Source organism: Streptomyces sp. NBC_00075 (assembly GCF_045041225.1).
In the GTDB taxonomy this organism is placed as follows: domain Bacteria; phylum Actinomycetota; class Actinomycetes; order Streptomycetales; family Streptomycetaceae; genus Streptomyces; species Streptomyces adonidis.
In genome coordinates this window covers 10314824-10334056 of sequence record NZ_CP108243.1, presented here as the reverse complement: position 1 = coordinate 10334056, position 19233 = coordinate 10314824, and the positions used below count along the sequence as shown (strand labels likewise).

At 69.5% G+C, this 19233-nt stretch carries 20 protein-coding genes; 11 read left to right on the top strand and 9 right to left on the bottom strand.

The annotated features are described in order from the left end of the window. Both OG787_RS45220 and OG787_RS45215 read right to left on the bottom strand, forming a co-directional pair. Positions 1-1497 (bottom strand): amino acid permease, encoded by a 1497-nt coding sequence (locus tag OG787_RS45220; RefSeq protein ID WP_405539258.1) that lies wholly within the window; start codon positions 1495-1497, stop codon positions 1-3. Further along, positions 1494-2183, bottom strand: coding sequence for a FadR/GntR family transcriptional regulator (locus tag OG787_RS45215; protein ID WP_369032004.1), 690 nt, complete (start codon positions 2181-2183; stop codon positions 1494-1496). The genes OG787_RS45220 and OG787_RS45215 overlap by 4 nt, the downstream gene beginning before the upstream one ends. Before the next feature lie 201 nt (positions 2184-2384). On the opposite strand from OG787_RS45215, the gene OG787_RS45210 reads away from it, so the two are divergent. Further along, the gene (locus tag OG787_RS45210) at positions 2385-2930 is read left to right on the top strand and encodes a GNAT family N-acetyltransferase (protein WP_405539257.1); all 546 of its coding nucleotides are present in this window, start codon (positions 2385-2387) and stop codon (positions 2928-2930) included. On the opposite strand, the gene OG787_RS45205 is transcribed toward OG787_RS45210, so the two are convergent. From OG787_RS45205 to OG787_RS45180, 6 genes are all read right to left on the bottom strand, one after another. After that, positions 2870-3703, bottom strand: coding sequence for an undecaprenyl-diphosphate phosphatase (locus tag OG787_RS45205; protein ID WP_405539256.1), 834 nt, complete (start codon positions 3701-3703; stop codon positions 2870-2872). The two genes, OG787_RS45210 and OG787_RS45205, sit on opposite strands and share 61 nt — an antisense overlap. 84 nt (positions 3704-3787) lie before the next feature. Next, positions 3788-4144: a fluoride efflux transporter CrcB gene (crcB, locus tag OG787_RS45200; protein WP_369031868.1), complete on the bottom strand. Its 357-nt coding sequence runs from the start codon at positions 4142-4144 to the stop codon at positions 3788-3790. Further along, the gene (crcB, locus tag OG787_RS45195; RefSeq protein WP_369031869.1) at positions 4141-4569 is read right to left on the bottom strand and encodes a fluoride efflux transporter CrcB; all 429 of its coding nucleotides are present in this window, start codon (positions 4567-4569) and stop codon (positions 4141-4143) included. The genes crcB (OG787_RS45200) and crcB (OG787_RS45195) overlap by 4 nt, the downstream gene beginning before the upstream one ends. Before the next feature lie 173 nt (positions 4570-4742). After that, the gene (locus tag OG787_RS45190; RefSeq protein WP_369031870.1) at positions 4743-5030 is read right to left on the bottom strand and encodes an ArsR family transcriptional regulator; all 288 of its coding nucleotides are present in this window, start codon (positions 5028-5030) and stop codon (positions 4743-4745) included. Positions 5031-5228: 198 nt separating this feature from the next. Next, positions 5229-6812, bottom strand: coding sequence for a glycosyl hydrolase 53 family protein (locus tag OG787_RS45185; RefSeq protein WP_405539255.1), 1584 nt, complete (start codon positions 6810-6812; stop codon positions 5229-5231). Positions 6813-6966: 154 nt separating this feature from the next. Further along, positions 6967-8988, bottom strand: coding sequence for a beta-galactosidase (locus tag OG787_RS45180; RefSeq protein WP_405539254.1), 2022 nt, complete (start codon positions 8986-8988; stop codon positions 6967-6969). Positions 8989-9188: 200 nt separating this feature from the next. Here OG787_RS45180 and OG787_RS45175 point away from each other — a divergent pair, with 200 nt between their 5' ends. From OG787_RS45175 to OG787_RS45155, 5 genes are read left to right on the top strand one after another with little or no spacing between them, the layout of a single operon-like run. Continuing rightward, positions 9189-10505 (top strand): ABC transporter substrate-binding protein, encoded by a 1317-nt coding sequence (locus OG787_RS45175; protein ID WP_369031873.1) that lies wholly within the window; start codon positions 9189-9191, stop codon positions 10503-10505. After that, positions 10502-11425: a carbohydrate ABC transporter permease gene (locus OG787_RS45170; protein WP_369031874.1), complete on the top strand. Its 924-nt coding sequence runs from the start codon at positions 10502-10504 to the stop codon at positions 11423-11425. The genes OG787_RS45175 and OG787_RS45170 overlap by 4 nt, the downstream gene beginning before the upstream one ends. After that, positions 11422-12327 carry a carbohydrate ABC transporter permease gene (locus OG787_RS45165; RefSeq protein ID WP_369031875.1) on the top strand — a complete coding sequence of 302 codons (906 nt, stop codon included), beginning with the start codon at positions 11422-11424 and terminating at the stop codon, positions 12325-12327. Before OG787_RS45170 ends, OG787_RS45165 begins: the two co-directional genes overlap by 4 nt. Next, positions 12324-13355 (top strand): LacI family DNA-binding transcriptional regulator, encoded by a 1032-nt coding sequence (locus OG787_RS45160; RefSeq protein ID WP_405539252.1) that lies wholly within the window; start codon positions 12324-12326, stop codon positions 13353-13355. The genes OG787_RS45165 and OG787_RS45160 overlap by 4 nt, the downstream gene beginning before the upstream one ends. Positions 13356-13395: 40 nt before the next feature. After that, positions 13396-13794: a MarR family winged helix-turn-helix transcriptional regulator gene (locus tag OG787_RS45155; protein ID WP_369031877.1), complete on the top strand. Its 399-nt coding sequence runs from the start codon at positions 13396-13398 to the stop codon at positions 13792-13794. 66 nt (positions 13795-13860) lie between these two features. On the opposite strand, the gene OG787_RS45150 is transcribed toward OG787_RS45155, so the two are convergent. Continuing rightward, positions 13861-14709: a LysR family transcriptional regulator gene (locus OG787_RS45150; protein WP_405539251.1), complete on the bottom strand. Its 849-nt coding sequence runs from the start codon at positions 14707-14709 to the stop codon at positions 13861-13863. Between the two features lie 346 nt (positions 14710-15055). Between OG787_RS45150 and OG787_RS45145 the strand changes: the two genes are divergently transcribed. From OG787_RS45145 to OG787_RS45125, 5 genes are read left to right on the top strand one after another with little or no spacing between them, the layout of a single operon-like run. After that, complete coding sequence (locus tag OG787_RS45145) at positions 15056-15772, top strand: alpha/beta hydrolase (RefSeq protein ID WP_405539250.1); 717 nt, start codon at positions 15056-15058, stop codon at positions 15770-15772. Further along, positions 15769-16620: a sulfurtransferase gene (locus OG787_RS45140; protein WP_369031880.1), complete on the top strand. Its 852-nt coding sequence runs from the start codon at positions 15769-15771 to the stop codon at positions 16618-16620. Before OG787_RS45145 ends, OG787_RS45140 begins: the two co-directional genes overlap by 4 nt. Positions 16621-16651: 31 nt before the next feature. Next, positions 16652-17530: an ABC transporter permease gene (locus OG787_RS45135; RefSeq protein ID WP_389348182.1), complete on the top strand. Its 879-nt coding sequence runs from the start codon at positions 16652-16654 to the stop codon at positions 17528-17530. A gap of 5 nt (positions 17531-17535) precedes the next feature. After that, entirely contained in the window at positions 17536-18255 is a 720-nt protein-coding gene (locus tag OG787_RS45130) for an ABC transporter ATP-binding protein (protein ID WP_405539248.1), read from the top strand. Beyond that, the gene (locus OG787_RS45125) at positions 18252-19223 is read left to right on the top strand and encodes an ABC transporter substrate-binding protein (RefSeq protein WP_369031883.1); all 972 of its coding nucleotides are present in this window, start codon (positions 18252-18254) and stop codon (positions 19221-19223) included. The genes OG787_RS45130 and OG787_RS45125 overlap by 4 nt, the downstream gene beginning before the upstream one ends. The last annotated feature ends 10 nt before the right edge of the window (positions 19224-19233 follow it).

Sequence of the window (19233 nt, the reverse complement as noted above, 5' to 3'; positions counted from 1 at the left end):
TCACGCGTCGGCTCCGGCCGACCCGTTGGATCCGGTGGACGGGGTGGAGGGGGTGGAAGGGTTGCCTTCGGCGGCCTTGCGGGCCACCTGGGCTCGGACGCCGTACCAGCCCGCGACCAGTGCCCCGGCGATCAGCGGGAGACACAGCACGGTGGTGCGGCCGGCGCCGCCGTCGGCGTACATCAGGACCAGGACGGAGGCGAGGAAGGCCAGCGTCACGAGTTCGGTCCACGGGGAGCCGGGGAGGCGGTAGCTCGGGCGGGTCAGCTCGCCGTTCTCGGTCTTCCGCCAGAACACCAGGTGGCAGATCATGATCATGCCCCAGGTGGCGAGGATGCCGATCGCGGCGAAGTTCAGCACGATCTCGAACGCGTCGGCGGGGACGACGAAGTTCAGGCCGACACCGAGTACGCAGAAACCGCTGGTGAGCAGGATGCCCCCGTACGGGACCTGGCTGCGGCTCATGTTGCCGGTGAACTTCGGCGCGGAGCCGGACATCGCCATGGAGCGCAGGATGCGGCCGGTTGAGTACAGGCCCGAGTTGAGGGACGACATGGCCGCCGTGAGGACGACCAGGTTCATCACGCCGCCGGCCGCCGGGATACCGATGTTGGACAGGACGGTCACGAAGGGGCTCTCGCCGGACGTGTACTTGTTCCACGGCAGCAGCATCGAGAGGAGGAGGACCGAGCCGACGTAGAAGAGGCCGACACGCCACATGATCGAGTTGATCGCCTTCGGCATGATCTTCTCGGGGTTCTCGGTCTCGCCCGCCGCGACACCGACGAGTTCGACGGAGGCGTAGGCGAAGACGACGCCCTGGATGATCAGCAGCATGGGCAGCAGGCCGTTGGGGAAGACGCCGCCGTTGTCGGTGATCAGGGACGGGCCGGGGGTGGTGCCGTCGACCTCGTGCTGGGTGACCAGCAGGAAGATGCCGATCAGCATGAAGACGACGAGGGCGCTGACCTTGATGATGGCGAACCAGAACTCCATTTCGCCGAACATCCTCACCGAGATCAGGTTCACGGTGAGGACGACCGCCAGGGCGATCAGCGCGAGCACCCACTGCGGGATGTCGGAGAACAGGCCCCAGTAGTGGGTGTAGAGGGCCACCGCGGTGATGTCGGCGATGCCGGTGGTGGCCCAGTTCAGGAAGTACATCCAGCCCGCGATGTACGCGCCCTTCTCGCCCAGGAACTCACGGGCGTACGACACGAACGCGCCGGAGGAGGGCCGGTACAGGACGAGTTCGCCCAGTGCCCGGACGACGAGGAAGGCGAAGACGCCACAGACCGCGTAGGCGATGAAGAGGGACGGGCCGGCGTCGGCCAGTCGGCCGCCCGCGCCGAGGAACAGGCCGGTGCCGATGGCACCGCCGATGGCGATCATGTTGACGTGCCGGGCCTTCAGCGACTTGCTGTAGCCCGCGTCACCGGCGTCGACGTGAACGGCCTTTTTGTGCTCCGTACCGTCTTGGAGGGATTGCTCGCTCACGCGTCGGTTCCGCCTTCCGGGGATGTCTCGTGGGGAGTGTCCGTGTGCGCGGGGCGCACGATGTCGGTGAGGGTCCGGGAGACCCGGTCGAGGTGGTGGGACATGGCGTCCACCGCGTCGTCCTCACTGCGGTCGATCAGGGCCTCGACGATCGCCCGGTGCTCGCGGTTGGACTGCTCGCGCCGGCCGCCCAGCTCGTTCAGGAAGGCCGACTGCCGGGCCAGCGCGTCCCGGATCTCCTCGATCACCCGGCGGAACACCGGGTTCTGGGCGGCCTGCGCCACGGCCAGATGGAAGAGGGTGTCCATGGCGACCCACGCGGTCGTGTCGGTCTCGTGCTCCATGCGGTCGAGCAGATGGGCAAGGTGGTCGAGGTCCTCGGGCGTACGTCGTACGGCCGCGTAGCCGGCGACCGGGATCTCGACGTGCCGGCGGACTTCGAGGAGGTCGCTGGCCGCGTAGTCGCCGAAGGTGGGGTCCTCGACGGTGCTGGACACCACGAAGGTGCCCTTGCCGGTACGGGAGACGGTCAGGCCCATGGTCTGAAGGGCCCGCAGGGCCTCCCGCAGCACGGGCCGGCTCACCTCCAGGCGCCGGCACAGCTCGGCCTCGGAGGGGAGCTTGTCCCCCACGGCGTAGTCTCCGCGCTCGATGGCGCTGCGCAGATGACCGAGGACCGCTTCCATCGCGCTGACGCGCCGCGGCACCGAGCCACCTGTCTGGCTGTCTGACAGGTTCACGGGGGTGATCCTGCGGGTGACGGGAGGGGGCTGTCAAGGGTGTGCGGCCCGGGACCGCCTCACACTCCGGGTACGGAGGCAGCTTGAGGCAGCTCTCGGCGGGAAAATCCGTGGAGGTCCTTGCCCGGATACCACGACCATATGGGCATGTTGAGGGTCGAACGGGTGGGCGACGAGAACTGGGCCGCGCTCAAGGCGGTGCGTCTGCGGGCACTGGAGGTGGACGCCGACGCGTTCGGTGCCACCCTGGCCGAGGAGAGCGCGCGGGACGAGGTGTTCTGGCGTCGGCGGATCCTGGTCGGCGACTGGTTCCTGGCCCGGGCCGCGGAGGAGGCGGTGGGCGTCGTCGCGTTGGTGGCGCCACCGGCGCCGTCCGGGGACGAACGCCGGCTCGACGCGATGTGGGTGGCTCCGTCCTGGCGCGGTCGGGGCGTGGGGGAAGCTTTGATCGACGCGGCTGTCGAGCACGCGGCTCGGCGCGGTGCCGCTTCGGTCTCGTTGACGGTGGTGGACGGCAACACGGCCGCGCGAGACCTCTACCTGCGCATGGGGTTCCAGCCCACGGGAGAGCGTTCGCCGCGCCCCCGTGACCCCGGCCGGACGCACGAGCGGTTCCGGCTGACCCTGAACGCTCAGTTCAGTACGCCCGCCCCGAGCAGCCCCAGCAGCAGCACCCCGACAACGATCCGGTAGATCACGAACGCGTTGAAGGAGTGCTTGGCGACGAACTTCAGCAGCCAGGCGATGGAGGCGTAGGCGACGACGAAGGAGACCGCCGTGCCGACGGCCAGCGGCGCGACGCCCACCCCCGCACCCAGGGCGTCCTTCAGCTCGTACAGCCCGGCGCCGGTCAGGGCGGGGATGCCGAGGAAGAAGGAGAGCCGGGTGGCGGCGACCCGGTCGAGGTCGAGGATGAGCGCCGTCGACATCGTGGCGCCGGAGCGGGAGAAGCCGGGGAAGAGCAGGGCGAGGATCTGTGAACTGCCCACCAGCATCGCGTCCTTGAACGACGTGTCGTCCTCGCCGCGCTTGTGCCGGCCCATCTGGTCCGCGACCCACATCACCCCGCTCCCGACGATCAGCGAGGCGGCGACCACCCACAGCGAGGCCAGCGGCCCCTCGATCAGCGGCTTGGCGGCGAGGCCCACGACGACGATCGGGACCGTGGCGCAGATGACCCACCAGGCGAACTTGTAGTCGTGGTGGTGCCGCTCGTCACGGTTGACGAGGCCCCTCCCCCACGCGGACACGATCCGGACGATGTCCTTGAAGAAGTACACGAACACGGCGGCGATCGCGCCGACCTGGATCACGGCCGAGAACCCGACCACGGCGTCGTCGTCGACGGGGATGTTCATCAGCCCCTCGGTGATCTTCAAATGGCCGGTCGAGGAGACCGGCAGGAACTCGGTCACCCCCTCGACGGCTCCGAGGACGACGGCCTGACCGACGGAGATGGCGCTCATGGAATCCAGTTCTGCTGGGGGCGGGCGGGCTGCGGCGGCCAGTCCTACTACACGCCGGCAAGACCCGGACCCCCTCCCGACCCCCTACAAGGCCCCACCCAGCCAGACGCCCGCGAAGGCGGCCCCGAGTCCGGCCACCACGCTCACCGTCACATAGGCGGCGGCGAGGAGACCGGCCCCGTCCTCGGCCAGCCGCAGGGTCTCGTACGAGAAGGTCGAGTACGTGGTCAGCGCACCGCAGAACCCCGTGCCCAGGAGCAGCTGGAGGTGCTGGCCCGGGGCGGCGCCGGTGAGCAGACCGAGGATCAGACAGCCGGTGATGTTGACGGCGAAGGTGCCCCAGGGGAAGGCGGTGTCGTGCCGGGACCGGACCACCCGGTCGGTGAGATACCGGAGGGGCGCGCCGACCACTCCGCCCGCGATCACGAGCAGCCAGTTCACAACGACTTCTTACCCTTCAGGACCCGCCGGGTGGCGGTCGCGGCGAGCGTCACGGCGGCGAGGGCAGCGAGGAGGGTGGCGGCGAGGTAGGCGAACCCGGTGCCGGGACGACCGTGCTCGACCAGCTTCTGGATGTCGACGGCGTACGTCGAGAAGGTGGTGAACCCCCCGAGCACACCGGTACCGAAGAAGGGCCGTACGAGGGGGTGAACGGCCCGGATCTCCGTGACGACGACCATGAACACGCCGATCACGGCACAGCCCACGACGTTGACCCAGAAGGTGGTCCAGGGGAATCCGCCCCTGTGCGCAGGCCAAACGAGGGCGGCCCCGTACCGGGCACAGGCACCGATCGCACCACCGACCGCGACCACGGCGACGACGGGCGCCTGACCGCGCAGAACGGGGGTGGCGGGGGCGGTCATGCTCGTACAACTCCTACTCACCGCCGCGAACGAGAGTCACGGCAGGTCAGCAGGGTAACGCCGGGGATGCGAGGGCTGCACTCGGTATCCGGGCTACGGTGAGCGCCCCGAAAGGGGCGCGGGGAACTGCGCGACCAGCCCCCACCGGCCCGCAGCCAACTCAACCAACCCATTCACCACCCCTTCTCGAACATCCGAGCCACCTCAGCAATCCGCACCTCGTCAGGCCGATAAAACGTCCGCCACCGAATCCGCTTGGTACGAACCGCCCCGATCCCCGCCAGCAGCCCCAGATGGCTATGGGCGACAGAGCGCGGAACCCCGAGTTTCGCGGCCACGGCCGCAGCCGTGACCCCGTCCTCGACCGGATCCCCGTGCCGCTGGGCCGGAAAGTGCGCGGCCGGATCCTTGAGCCACTCCAGGATCTCCAGGCGTTGCCCGCCCCCCGGTCTCTTCAGCATCGCGCCTCCTCGTCCCGGTCACCGCGTGCCGCACTTCCCAATGTCCCGCAGACAGGGCCGCCACGTCCGGGGCTTCGCACCTCTTGGCCGAGGTCGAACCCTCCTCGTCACGTACGTGAGTTCGAGCAAGCCCTTGCACATCAACGCGCAGGGGCCCGGACACCCCCCTCAGGTGTCCGGGCCCCTGTCACTTCGGGCTCAGCGGTGGCTGAACCACGTCATCGCGGGGAGCGCCTTGTCGTCGTAGCCGAACAGGGCCTGGTTCTCCCAGCCGTTGCCGGAGGAGGAGTCCGTGGGGTCCCAGCCGTTGCCGGTGACCGCGGTCCAGGTCGCCTCCCAGTAGAAGACGCCGAGACCGCGGCCGTTCGGCACGGCCTCCACGATGTTCAGGATGTCCCGGAACCAGGCCGACTGCCCGGCCGTGGACGCCGGGTAACCGGAGACCAGTTCACTGCTCAGGTCGATGATGTTCTCGTGCGAGTCCTCGCTGTCGAGACGGAAGGGGTAGGCCGTCTCGGCGACGTACACCGGCTTGCCGTAGCGGGAGGCCGCGTCGTCCAGGGTGGTCTGGAAGTCGTAGAGCGAACCGTGCCAGTAGCCGTAGTACGACAGGCCGATGACGTCGAACTTCACGCCGTTGGAGACCGCGCTGTCGAACCACCAGCGGGTGCCCGACAGGTCGCCGCCCTTGGCCAGGTGCAGCGCGACGGTCGTACCGGAGTTGACCGCCTTGACCGCGTCGTAGCCGGAGTTGAGCAGCCCGGCGAGCTGCGACCAGTTGTCGGTCGAGCCCTCGGACCACAGCATGCCGCCGTTGATCTCGTTGCCGACCTGGACCATGTCGGCGGTGGTGCCCTGGGACTTGAGGGCGTTGAGCACGTCGTACGTGTGGTTGTAGACGTCCGTCTTCAACTGGCTGTACGAGTGTCCGGCCCAGGCGGCCGGCTTGGACTGGGCGCCCGGGTCGGCCCAGATGTCCGAGTAGTGGAAGTCGACCAGGAGCTTCATGCCCTGCGCCTTGATGCGCTTGGCGATGGCGAGGACGCGTGTCTTGTTGTTGTAGCCGTCGGCCGGGTTGACCCACACCTTGACGCGCGCGTAGTTCATGCCGGAGTTCTTGAGGACGGTGAGCGCGTCGCTCGTCGTCCCGCCGCTGGTCTTGTAAGTACCGCCCAGCGCCTCGCTCTTGGGGAGGGAGGAGATGTCTGCGCCCTTGATCGACAGCCCGCCGGTGCCGGAGGCGAAGGTCAGGTCGTCGACGTTGATCCAGTTGCCCGCGTTGGCATCGGAGTTGATGCTGATCGTGCACTGGTTGTTCGTCACCGCGATCGGCACGACGATCCGGATCCACCCGCTCGCGGAGACGGGCAGGTCGGTGCGCTGTTCCGAACTGCCGCAGTTCTTCAGGGCTATGTAGGCGGAGTTCTGGCCGCCGCCCGAGCGCACCCACGCGGTGAGCTTGTAGTTGCCGTTGGTCAGCCCGGACAGGTACTGGTAGGTCTCCACCTTGTAGGCGGAGGCGGAGTAGTGGGACAGGCGGTAACTGCCGCCGTGGCCACCGGACTCCACGTACGAGGCACCCGTACTGCCGTACTCCGACCAGCCGTTGGGGACTGCCGCGCCCGCACCGTCGGCCTCGAAGCCGCCGTTGGTGAGGGTGCTGGCCGCCTGCGCTGAGGTGGCGGGGAGGGCGGTGAGGGCGAGGCCCGCGGCGAGCGGAAGCAGCAGGGCCTTGAGTGCGCCCCTGGTGGTGCGGCCGGGTGTGCGTCTGGGATGGAACATCGTCGTCCGTCGTCCCTTCGACGTGATGGGTTGGGGGTGTCCCTCCCGAGGGGAAGGAGGGCCCCTCCGCCCGCGGCTCTCGTGGCACGCACGGGCGGAGGGGAACTTGCGGCTCAGCCGTCGCGAACTCGGTCGCCGGAATCGGCTTCCGAACTCAGCTGTCGAGTCGTACGACCCGGACGGCTCCGGCGGGCAGCGCGAGGCGGCCCGAGGCTCGTTCGCCGGTCAGCAGTTCGGTGCCGGGTGACTCCAGGGGCACCTTGGCGTCCGACGTGGTGTGGTTGACGGCGAACAGGTAGGTGCCGGACTCGCCCGTGCGGCGGACGAGTTCGACGTCGTGCGGGAGGTCTGCGCGGGGTGCGAGGTCGGCGTCCTCGGTGGCCCAGCCGAGCAGGGCGTCCAGGCCGTGGGCGTCGAGGCGGGTGGAGACGTACCAGGCGGTGCCCTCGCCGAGGCGGTGGCGGGTGACGGCCGGCTGGTCGGCGGTGAGTCCGTCGGCGTAGGTCCACACGGTCTCGGCGCCGCGCGGGACGACGAACTCGGTCCAGACGTCGCCGGTCAGCTCGGAGCCGTCGGGTCCTGTGATGCGTACGGTGTCGCCCTGGAGCAGCGGCGAGAACTCCTCGACGGTCAGGCCGAGTACGTCGCGCAGGGCGCCCGGGTAGGGGCCGTCGTGCACGGCGTCGTGCTCGTCGACGATGCCGGAGAAGTACGAGACGACGAGGGTGCCGCCGTTCTCGACGTACTCCTTGAGGTTGTTCCCGGCGGCCTCCGTCATCAGGTACAGGGCGGGTACGACGACAAGGGGATAGGCCGACAAGTCGGCTTCCGGGTGGGCGAAGTCGACCGTGAGGTGGCGGTCGTACAGGGCCTCGTAGAAGGCGTCGGCGCGCTCGCGCGGGTCGTGGTCCTCGCTGGGGCGCCACTGGAGGTTCTGCGCCCACCAGGAGTGCCAGTCCCACAGGACGGCCACATCGGCGACCGTGCGGGTGCCGCGGATCGGGGCCAACGAGTCGAGGGAGGCGCCGAGTTCGACGACCTCGTGCCAGACGCGGGTCTCCGTGCCGCCGTGCGGGAGCATCGCCGAGTGGAACTTCTCGGCGCCGCGCCGGGACTGGCGCCACTGGAAGAACATCGCGCCCTCGGAGCCGCGGGCCACGTGGGCGAGGGAGTTGCGGGCCATCTGGCCCGGTGCCTTCGCGGGGTTGCGGGGCTGCCAGTTGATGCCCGAGGTGGAGTGCTCCAGGAGGATCCAGGGGGCGCCGCCGCCGACGGAACGGGTGAGGTCGGCGGCCATCGCCAGGTTGACGTGGGTGCGGCGGCCGTCGGTGATCAGGTAGTGGTCGTTGGTGACGATGTCGACCTCGCGGCCCCAGGCCCAGTAGTCGACGGAGTCGCACTGGCTGAGCGCGGTCATGAAGTTGGTGGTGACCGGGATGCCGGGCGCGAGGCGGTGCAGGATGTCCCGCTCCCTCACGAAGTTCTCGCGCATGGTGGCGTCGGCGAACCGCTTGTAGTCCAGCGCCTGGCCCGGGTTGCCGACCGTGGGGGTGGCACGCGGCGGGTTGATCTGCTCGAAGGTGGCATAACGCTGGCCCCAGAAGGCCGTTCCCCAGGCCTCGTTGACGCCGTCGACGGTCTCGTACGTCGTCTCCAGCCAGCGGCGGAAGTGGGCGGCGCAGGAGTCGCAGTAGCAGGCCGAGACCGGGACGCCGTACTCGTTGTGGACGTGCCACATGGCGAGGGCCGGGTGGGCACCGTAGCGCTCGGCGAGCTTCGTGGTGATGTTGGCTGCGGCGGCCCGGTAGTCGGCGTTGCTGTGGCAGATCGCGGCGCGGGAGCCGAACTCGTAGCGCACGCCTTCCGGGGTGACCGGCAGGGCCTCCGGGTGCTCGCGGTAGAACCAGGCCGGCGGGGCCACTGTGGGCGTACCGAGGTCGGCGCGGATGCCGTTCTCGTGCAGGAGGTCCAGGAGCCGGTCGAGCCAGCCGAAGTCGTACACCCCGGGCGCGGTCTCCAGCAGGGCCCACGAGAAAATTCCGACGCTGACCATCGTGACGCCGGCCTCGCGCATCAGCCGGACGTCTTCCTGCCAGACGCTTTCCGGCCACTGCTCGGGGTTGTAGTCCCCGCCGAAGGCCAGCCTGGTGAGGCCCGTGGGGGTGGTCTCCGGCATGGATTGTCTCCCGATCGGTCTGTCGCTCTGGAACGTATCTTGGGAACGTGCACACACAGCTTTAGCAGCGCGGGGCCTAGATAACCTCATGGCAACAACCATTGACAAGTGTCCAGGATGTTTCTCTACTGTGAACGCTCACAGAAGCATGGCGGGCTTTCGCAGCAGGCGGGAGCCCCATGGTCAGGGGAGAACGTTCCATGCCGAACACGAAGCAGTGGCGCCTCGTGGCAACCGCGGTCGCCGTCACGCTCGGCGCCACCACACTCGCCGCATGCGGGTCCGACGACGACAGCGACGCCCAGTCGGGCCCGGTGTCGCTGACGTACTGGACCTGGACGCCCGGCATGGACAAGGTCGTCGACCTGTGGAACAAGGGGCCGGGCAAGGAGCAGCAGATCACCGTCACGGTGAAGAAGCAGGCGTCCGGCGACACCCTGGTCACCAAGATCCTCACCGCGCACAAGGCCAAGAAGGCGCCGGACCTGGTCCAGGCCGAGTACCAGGCGCTGCCGACGCTGGTCAGCAATGACGCGCTCGCCGACATCTCGGGCGAGGTCGGCGACGCGAAGAAGGACTTCGCCGACGGAGTCTGGCAGCAGACGACGCTGGGCACGGACGCGGTGTACGCGGTGCCGCAGGACATCGGGCCGATGATGTTCTACTACCGCGAGGACCTCTTCAAGCAGTACGGCCTGAAGGTCCCGACGACCTGGGAGGAGTTCGCCCAGACCGCCCGTGACCTGAAGAAGAAGGCCCCGGACAAGGACCTCACCACCTTCTCCGCCAACGACTCCGGTCTCTTCGCGGGCCTCGCCCAGCAGGCCGGCGCCAAGTGGTGGACGACCTCCGGCGAGAAGTGGAAGGTCGGTATCGACGACGCGGCGACCCAGAAGGTCGCGAAGTTCTGGGGCGACCTCGTCAAGGAGGACGCCATAGACAACCAGCCGATGTACACCCCGGCCTGGAACAAGGCGCTGAACACCGGCAAGCAGATCGCGTGGGTCAGCGCGGTGTGGGCGCCGGGCACGCTGACGACGGCCGCGCCGGACACCAAGGGCAAGTGGGCCATGGCCCCGCTCCCCCAGTGGTCGGTCTCCGAGGACGTGACGGGCAGCTGGGGCGGCTCCTCAACCGCCGTCACCACCGACTCGAGCCACAAGTCGGCCGCCGCGAAGTTCGCCGCATGGCTGAACACCGACCGTGACGCGCTGGCCGCGCTCGCCAAGGAGGGCGGGATCTACCCGGCCGCCTCGGGCGCCCAGCTCAGCGGCGCGTTCCTCAAGTCGCCCGACTTCTTCTCGAACCAGGCGGACTTCTACACCAAGGCCGCCGAGATCGCGAAGACCACGGCGCCCTCCGCGTGGGGCCCGAACGTGAACGTGGCGTACACCTCGTTCAAGGACGCGTTCGCCGCGGCCGCGAAGAACAAGTCGGACTTCGGTGCCGCCCTGAAGACGATGCAGGACGACACGGTCGCCGACCTGAAGAAGCAGGGCTTCGGAGTCGCGGAGTGACCAGCGCACGCCGGAGGTCGTACGGGGTCAAGGGGGCCCCGTACGCCTTCCTCCTCCCCGCGGTGATCCTCTTCGCCCTGTTCTTCGCGCTGCCCATCGGCTACGCGCTCTGGCTGAGCCTCCACAAGGTGAAGGTGTCCGGCCTGGGCCTCGGTTCAGGGGCGCGCAAGGAGGTCTGGGCGGGGATCGGCAACTACACCGACGCCCTGACCGACAGCGAGCTGCTGGACGGCGCGCTGCGCGTGGTCGGCTACGGCGCGATCGTGGTCCCGGTGATGCTGGGTCTCGCCCTGGTCTTCGCGCTGATGCTCGACGCGGACAAGGTGCGCCTCGCGCCCTTCACCCGGCTCGCGATCTTCCTGCCGTACGCCATCCCTGGCGTCGTCGCCGCGCTGCTCTGGGGCTTCCTCTACCTGCCGGACGTCAGCCCGTTCTACTTCGTCCTCGACAAACTGGGGATGCCACAGCCGGACCTGCTGGACGGCGGTCCGCTGTATCTCGCCCTGTCCAACATCGCGGTGTGGGGCGGTACGGGCTTCAACATGATCGTCATCTACACCTCGCTGCGGTCGATCCCGGCCGAGGTGTACGAGGCGGCGAAGCTGGACGGCGCCACCCCGCTACAGGTCGCGCTCAGGATCAAGATCCCGATGGTGGCGCCCTCGCTGGTGCTGACCTTCTTCTTCTCGATCATCGCGACACTCCAGGTGTTCAGCGAGCCGACCACCCTCAAACCGCTCACCAACTCCGTGCCCACGACGTGGAGTCCGCTGATGAAGGTGTACCAGGACGCCTTCGGCAAGGGTGACATCTACTCGGCCGCCGCCGAGGCGACGATCATCGCGATCGTCACGCTGGTCCTGTCGTTCGGCTTCCTGCGGGCCGCGAACTCCCGTAACAAGCAGGAGGCAGCACGATGAGTTCCCTTGCCGTGGGCAAGGCGGAAGCGGCGACGGGCACCAGGCCCGGCACCGCGCAACGCCCGCCACTGCGCAGCCGGATCGCCCTGGTCCCGACGATCACGCTTCTGCTGGGTGCCCTGTACTGCCTGCTGCCGGTCGCGTGGGTGGTGATCGCGGCGACGAAGTCGGGCAGCGAACTGTTCTCCACGTTCACGTTCCTGCCCGGCAGCGGCTTCACGGACAACGTGAAGGAGCTGAGCGCCTACCGCGACGGCGTCTACTGGAAGTGGATGGGCAACTCCGCCCTGTACGCCGGCCTCGGCGCCCTTCTGTCGACGGCGGTGAGCGCCATCAGCGGATACGCCCTCGCGATCTACCGTTTCCGTGGCCGGGAAGCGGTGTTCAGCGTCCTGATGGCGGGTGTGCTGATGCCGCCGGTGATCCTCGCGATCCCCCAGTACCTGCTCCTGGCGAAGGCCGACATCACGGACTCCTACGCGTCCGTGCTGCTGCCGCTGGTCCTCTCCCCGTACGGCGTCTACCTCGCGCGGATCTACGCCGCCGCGGCAGTGCCGGCCGACGTGGTCGAGGCCGGGCGGATGGACGGCGCGGGCGAGTGGCGGATCTTCACCAGGGTCGCGCTGCCGATGATGATCCCGGGCCTCGTGACGGTCTTCCTGTTCCAGTTCGTGGCCGTGTGGAACAACTTCCTGCTCCCCTACATCATGCTCAGCGACGACGAGAAGTTCCCGATCACGCTGGGTCTGTTCACGCTTCTCGAACAGGGAGCGAACACGCCGGCGCTCTACACACTGGTGATCACCGGCGCGTTCCTGGCGGTCATCCCGCTCATCGCGCTCTTCCTGGTCATCCAGCGGTTCTGGAGCCTCGACCTGCTGTCCGGAGCCGTAAAGTCATGACCATGAGCAATACCGGGGGCCGGCGCAAACCGCCGACGATCCACGACGTGGCGCGCGAGGCGGGGGTCTCACGAGGCACCGTCTCGCGCGTGCTCAACGGCGGGCACTATGTCAGCCCCACCGCCCAGGAGGCGGTGAACGCGGCGATCCGCAAGACGGGGTACGTGGTCAACCGCCACGCCCGCTCGCTCATCACCGGCCGTTCCGACTCGATCGGCTTTCTGCTGACGGAGCCTCAGGAGCGGTTCTTCGAGGACCCCAACTTCAATGTCCTGCTGCGGGGTTGTACCCAGGCGCTCGCCGCGCACGACATCCCGCTGCTGCTGATGCTGGCCGGCACGGAGGACGAACGGCGCCGCATCACGCGGTACATCACCGCCGGTCACGTGGATGGGGTGCTCCTGGTCTCCAGCCACTCCGGCGACCCGGTCGCGCAGGAGCTGTGCGAGGCGGGCGTACCGCTGGTCGCGTGCGGCAAGCCGATCGGGCTCGGCTCCAAGGTGAGCTACGTGGCGGCGGCCGACCGAGACGGTGCCCGGGACATGGTCCGGCATCTGTTGTCGCTGGGCCGTCGCCGTATCGCCGTGGTGACCGGTCCGCTCGACACCCCGGGCGGTGTGGAGCGCCTCGCCGGATACCGGGAGGTCCTCACCGAGGAGGGCATCGCGTACGACGAGCGCCTCGTCGTCTCCGGCGACTACAGCCGGGCCAGTGGGGAAGCGGGGGCGGAGCGGCTGCTGGCGCAGTGCCCCGACCTGGACGCCGTGTTCGTCGCGTCCGACCTCATGGCACAGGGAGTGCTGACGGCGCTGGAGCGTGCGGGGCGGTCCGTTCCCGGGGATGTGTCCGTGGGCGGCTTCGACGACTCCTCGGCCGCGCTGGCTGCCCGGCCCCAGCTGACGACCATCCGACAGCCGTACGACCGGATCAGCGCCGAGATGGTGCGGGTGCTGCTCGCACAGATCGGCGGGGAGGATCCGGCGGCGGTGATCCTGCCGACCGAGCTGATCAAGCGGGGGTCCGCCTGAGGCGTGCCTGTTTTTATGCATACGCATTAACATGGGGTGCATGGCAGTGAACAAGGCCGGTGCGGGGCTGGCGGACCAGTGGCGGGACATCCTGGCGGCGCATGCGCGCACGATGTGCGAGATCGATCGTGCGCTGCATCCGCACGGCCTGGGGGCGAGTGACTTCGAGGTGCTCGACGTCCTGGTTTCCGAGGCGGCCGCCTCCGATCCGGGCGAGGAGTGCCGGGTGCAGGACATTGCCGGGCGGGTTCATCTCAGCCAGAGTGCGTTGTCCCGGCTCATCGGGCGGTTGGAGAAGGACGGGCTGGTCGAGCGGAGTATGTGTGTGGAGGATCGGCGGGGGGTGCGCGTGGCTTTGACGGCGCGTGGTCGTGAGCTGCACAACGAGGTACTGCCGCTTCAACGGGCCGCGTTGGAACGGTCCTTGGGAGACAGGTAGTTCGTTCGCTGCGCGCCGGTGGGGCTTCTCGCGCAGTTCCCCGCGCCCCTGAAGGGGCGCTCTCGCCTAACTCAGTAGTTGTCTCACCGCCTTGAACGCGGCCTCTACCGTTGCCGGGTCTGCTCCTGGGCGGGCCAACGCGCTCATCGCGATCGGGGGGACCGGGGGGAGGTCCTTGTACGGGGTGAGGCCGTCCGGGGCCGGGCCCACCGCCGCCAGGAGTGCCACTCCCCTGCCTGTGCGGGCCAGGTCCAGGACGCCTGCCAGGTAGCCCGCGTCGCCCACCACCGACGCCGGGACGCCCTGCTCGGCGAGGGTCGCGATGGCTCGGCGGCGGATCGCGCAGGGGTCCTCGATCGCCACCAGGGGAACGGGTGCGGGGGCTGCCGGGGGTGCCCAGCCGGGCGGGGCGTGCCAAGTCAGGGGCAGGCCGCCCACCGGTGTGCCCTCCGTCGCCGCGGCCTCCGTGACGTACACCGCGACATCCACGCTGCCGCGCTCCACCGCCTCCACCAGGCGTGCCGACCGGTCGATCCGGAACCGCACCCGGCAGCCGGGGCGCACCGCCTCGACGGCCGCGGTCAGCCGGGGCAGGAACTGGTCGGCGGCGTGCTCGGTGGAGCCGAGGGTGATCGTGTCGCCGTCGACGTCGAGCAGGGTGCGTACGGCCTCGTCGTGGACGGCGAGGACACGACGCGCCTGTTCCAGCAGCAGCCGGCCCTCCGGGGTGAACCGCGTGCCCCGGCCCTCACGTTCGACGACGGGCCTGCCCAGCATCTTCTCCAGCCTGCGGACGTGCTGGCTGACCGCGGACTGGCTGAGGGCGAGTGCCTGGGCCGCGCGATGGAAGCCGCCGTGGTCGGCGATCGCGGTCAGGCTGCGCAGGGCCACGATGTCGAGGACTGGTTGGGGCATACGGTGACCGTAGCCCGCGCGGGTCATCGATCGCCATTCTTGATCGATCACGGATTGCGATCGATTTCGATGCGGAATCGTCGTTGGACGTCGCACACGGGTGCCGGTCATGATGAGGGCATGGCGTATCCGACCGCATCTGCTGCCCTGCTCACGCAGCGCCGAGTCATCGACTTCGGCGTCGCGTGCACCGCGCGCTGTCGTTGATCCCACGCCGCCTCCCGGCGTTTCCGTACGGCCTCCACTGATCGGCTTCGCGCTGCCCGCGTGCCGGTAGGCCGCACCCGCTCACGCTCTCCACCCCCCTTTTTTTCTTCCCTCACCCCGCAACGGGAGTTGCTTCCTCATGCCCTCTGCCCTGCCCTCCCCCGCCTCCTGGGACGAACCCGAAGGTCTCGCCGCGCGCGGCACACTGATCGTGCTGCCCGGCCGGGGCGAACACGGCGGTCTGTACGAGCGGTTCGGCCGCCGACTCGCCTTCGACGCCTACCGGGTAAGGGCGTTGGGCGACCCGTCCGCCGATCCGTCCGTGCTCGACGAGGCCGCCAAGCTCCTCGCCGACGAGTCACTGCCGAGCCCGAAGGTCCTGGTCGGTTCGGACACGGGTGCCCGGTACGCCGTCCAGCTCGCCGCCGAGCACCCGGCGGGCGTCGACGCGCTGATCCTCGTCGGCCTGCCCACCGGGCCCTGGGAGTCGGGGAGTTGGGAGGGCGAGCTGGCGGCGCGGACCGCCTGCCCGACCCACCAGGGGCGCCTCGCCGGCGACTCCGCCTTCCGGCGCGGGGCGATCGACGCGGCCGTCGACCTGCCGGAGCTGCGGCTCGACCAGGTCGAGGTGCCCGTACTCGCCCTGCACGGCAAGGACGACCGGATCAGCCCGCTCGACCAGGCACTCGGCGCCTACGAGGGCCACGCGAACGTCCGGACCGTGACCTTCGACGGTGGCCGGCACGACGTGCTCAACGACGCGCTGCACCGCACGGCCGCCGCCACGGTCGTCCTCTTCCTGGAACGGCTGCGCCTCTCCCCCGAGCTGCCCGCGATCGCGGAGGGCCTCGCATGAGCACCGAGCGTGTGACGACCACTGTCGCCGAGCTGCGCGACGCCCTCTCCTCCGGGCAGCCGCCCCTGGTCCTCGACGTCCGCTGGGCGCTCGGCGACCCGTACGGCCGCGACCACTACGCGGACGCGCACATCCCGGGCGCGGTGTACGTCGACCTGGACACCGAACTGGCCGCGCCGCCGAGTCCGGAGGGCGGGCGCCATCCGCTGCCGGAGATCGGCGAGTTGCAGGCGGCAGCCCGTGGCTGGGGGCTCCAGGAGAGCCAACCTGTCGTCATTTACGACGACTTGGGCAACACCGCCGCCGCTCGGGCCTGGTGGCTGCTCCGGTACGCCGGGGTAGCCGAAGTGACGTTGCTGGACGGCGCGTTGGGTGCCTGGCGGGCGGCGGAACTGCCGCTGGAGTCCGGTGTCCCGGCCGATCCGGAACCCGGCGATGTCGTCCTGCGTACGGGCGGGCTGCCGCTCACGGATGCCGACGGTGCCGCCGAACTCGCCCGCGACGGACTGCTGTTGGACGCCCGCGCGGGTGAACGATATCGGGGCGAGGTGGAGCCGGTGGACCCGCGCGCCGGCCACATCCCCGGTGCGGTGTCCGCGCCCACCGGGGAGAACCTCGCGGCCGACGGGACCTTCCTTGCACCCGACCTGCTGCGCAAGCGGTTCGAGGACCGGGGCGCCGGTGACGCCTCGCGCATCGGCGTGTACTGCGGTTCCGGTGTCACCGCCGCCCACCAGATCGCCGCGCTCGCTCTCGCCGGTTACGAGGCGACCCTCTTCGCCGGCTCCTGGTCCGCCTGGTCCACCGATCCCACCCGCCCGGCCGCGACCGGCCCGCACCCGTCCTGAGGCTCCAGGGCCCCGCGAGAGGAACCCCGCCATGACCACCAAACCGCTCGACGCGGCGCCCCTGGCCCCGCCGCGCACCGACACTCCCCCGGAACCGGCACCCCGGATCACCATCCGAGGCGCCACCCGCACCACCCGCCGACTCCAGCTGCCCCGCTCGGTACGCCGGGCCGCAGGCCCTGTGGGCCTCGTACTCCTCTGGTTCCTGACCTCGGCCACCGGAGTACTGCCCGAGTCGGTGCTCGCCTCCCCCGTGGACGTCCTCAAGCAGGCCGTCGACCTCACGAAGAACGGTGAACTGCCCGGCGCCATCGCCGCGTCGGGCCGCCGGGCAGCCATCGGCTTCCTCATCGGAGCGACAGTCGCTCTCGTTCTCTCCCTGCTCGCCGGGCTGTTCCGGCTCGGCGAGGACGTCATCGACTCCTCGATGGGCATGTTCCGGGCAATCCCCTGGGTGGGTCTGATCCCACTGTTCATCGTCTGGTTCGGCATCGAGGAGACCCCGAAGATCGCGCTGGTCGCGCTCGGTGTCACCTACCCGCTGTACTTCAACATCTACGGCGGCATCCGGTCCACCGACGCCCAACTCGTCGAGGCCGCACGGATGATGGGCCTCGGCCGGTTCGGTCTGATCAAGTACGTCATCCTGCCGAGCGCGCTGCCCGGCGCCCTCGTGGGGCTCCGGTACGCGCTCTCCACCGCCTGGCTAGCGCTCGTCTTCGCCGAGCAGATCAACGCGGACGCGGGGCTCGGCTATCTGATGAGCAACGCCCAGCAGTACTTCCGTACGGACATCATCGTGCTCTGCCTCGCGGTGTACGCACTGCTCGGCCTCGCCTGCGACTTCGCCGTACGGGTCCTGTCGCGCCGGCTGCTGACCTGGCGGGCCAACTTCGAGGGCGAGGCGTGATCCCCATGGCCAACAGCGTGGAAATCAGGGGGCTTTCGCGGGCCTTCGACGGCAACACCGTGCTGCACGAGCTGGATCTCGACATCCGCGAGGGCGAGTTCGTGGCCCTGCTCGGGCACAGCGGCTGCGGCAAGTCGACCCTGCTGCGGATCCTCGCCGGGCTCGACGACGAGATCGGCGGCGAGGTGACCGTGCCCGCGCGGCGCAGCGCGGCCTTCCAGTCGCCCCGACTGCTGCCCTGGCTGAAGGTGTGGCGCAATGTCGTCCTCGGCCTGCCCGGACGGCCCGACCGCGCCCTGGCCGACAAGGCCCTCGCCGAGGTCGGCATCGAGGAGCGCGCGACCGTCTGGCCCAAGACCCTGTCCGGCGGCCAGGCACAGCGGGTCTCGCTGGCCCGCGCCCTGGTCCGCGAGCCCGAACTCCTGCTGTTCGACGAGCCGTTCGGCGCGCTCGACGCGCTGACCCGGGGCAAGGTGCAGCAGCTGGTCGCCGAGCTGTGGCAGCGGCACGGCTGCGCGATCCTCCTGGTCACCCATGACGTGGAGGAGGCGCTGCTGCTCGCCGACCGCGTCCTGGTGATGGACGAGGGCCGGATCGCCCACGACCTCACCGTCGATCTGCCCCGCCCCCGCGATCTCACCTCGCCCGAGTTCGTCACCCTCCGCGCCCGCCTCCTCGGCTGGCTCGGTGTCACCGCACACACCCTCGAAGGGACCCCCTCGTGATACGCAGACTCGCCACCGCCGCGCTGAGCGTCACCGCACTGCTGGCGCTGACCGCCTGCGGCGCGGACTCCTCGGCGGACGCCGCCGGGAGCGGCTCCAAAGTGACCCTCACCATCGGCGACCAGGCCAAGACCCTCCAGACCATCGTCGCCGCCTCCGGCGCTCTCAAGGGCGCCAAGTACAACGTGAAGTGGGCCGAGTTCGAGGGCGCGGCCCCGCTCTACCAGGCCGTACAGGCGGGCGCCGCCGACACCGGCTTCTCCGCCGATCTGCCGGCTCTCCAGGCCCTCAGCGGCGGTGTGAAGATCAAGAACATCGCCGCCCTCAAGAACGACGGCACGCATGTCGGGATCGTGGTCCGCAAGGGCTCCGGCATCGACAGCGTCAAGGATCTCAAGGGCCAGAAGGTCGTGGTGTCCTCCGCCAAGGGCAGCATCTCGGAGTACCTGCTGGCCAACGTCCTCAAGCAGAACGGCCTGGACTACAAGGACGTCAAGGTGCAGTACCTGCTGCCCACCGACGCCCAGGCCGCCTTCTCCTCCGGCAAGATCAAGGTCTGGGCGATCTTCGGTGTCTACCAGGCCGTCGCCCTGGAGCAGGGCGGGAAGCTGCTGGTCGACGGCGCGGACGGCCGGGTCAGCGGCTACGGCTTCGTCAACGCCTCCGAGAAGGCCCTCGCCGACTCGGCGAAGAAGGCCGCGCTGTCCGACTTCCTCAAGCGCCTCGGTACTGCCCTGAAGTGGACCAGCGCGAACAAGGACGCCTACGCGAAGGCCATCGTGGAGCGCAACGGCGCCGACGCCTCGGTGGCGAAGACGCTGGCCTCGGCGGCGTACGGCGAGGTCCTGCCGATCACCGACGACGTGAACAAGACGGTCCAGGACGTGGCCGACCTCATGAACAGCATCGGTGTCCTGGACCCGAACGTCGACGTGGCCAAGTCGGCGGACGCGTCCCTCCTCAAGTAGCCGCTCTCCG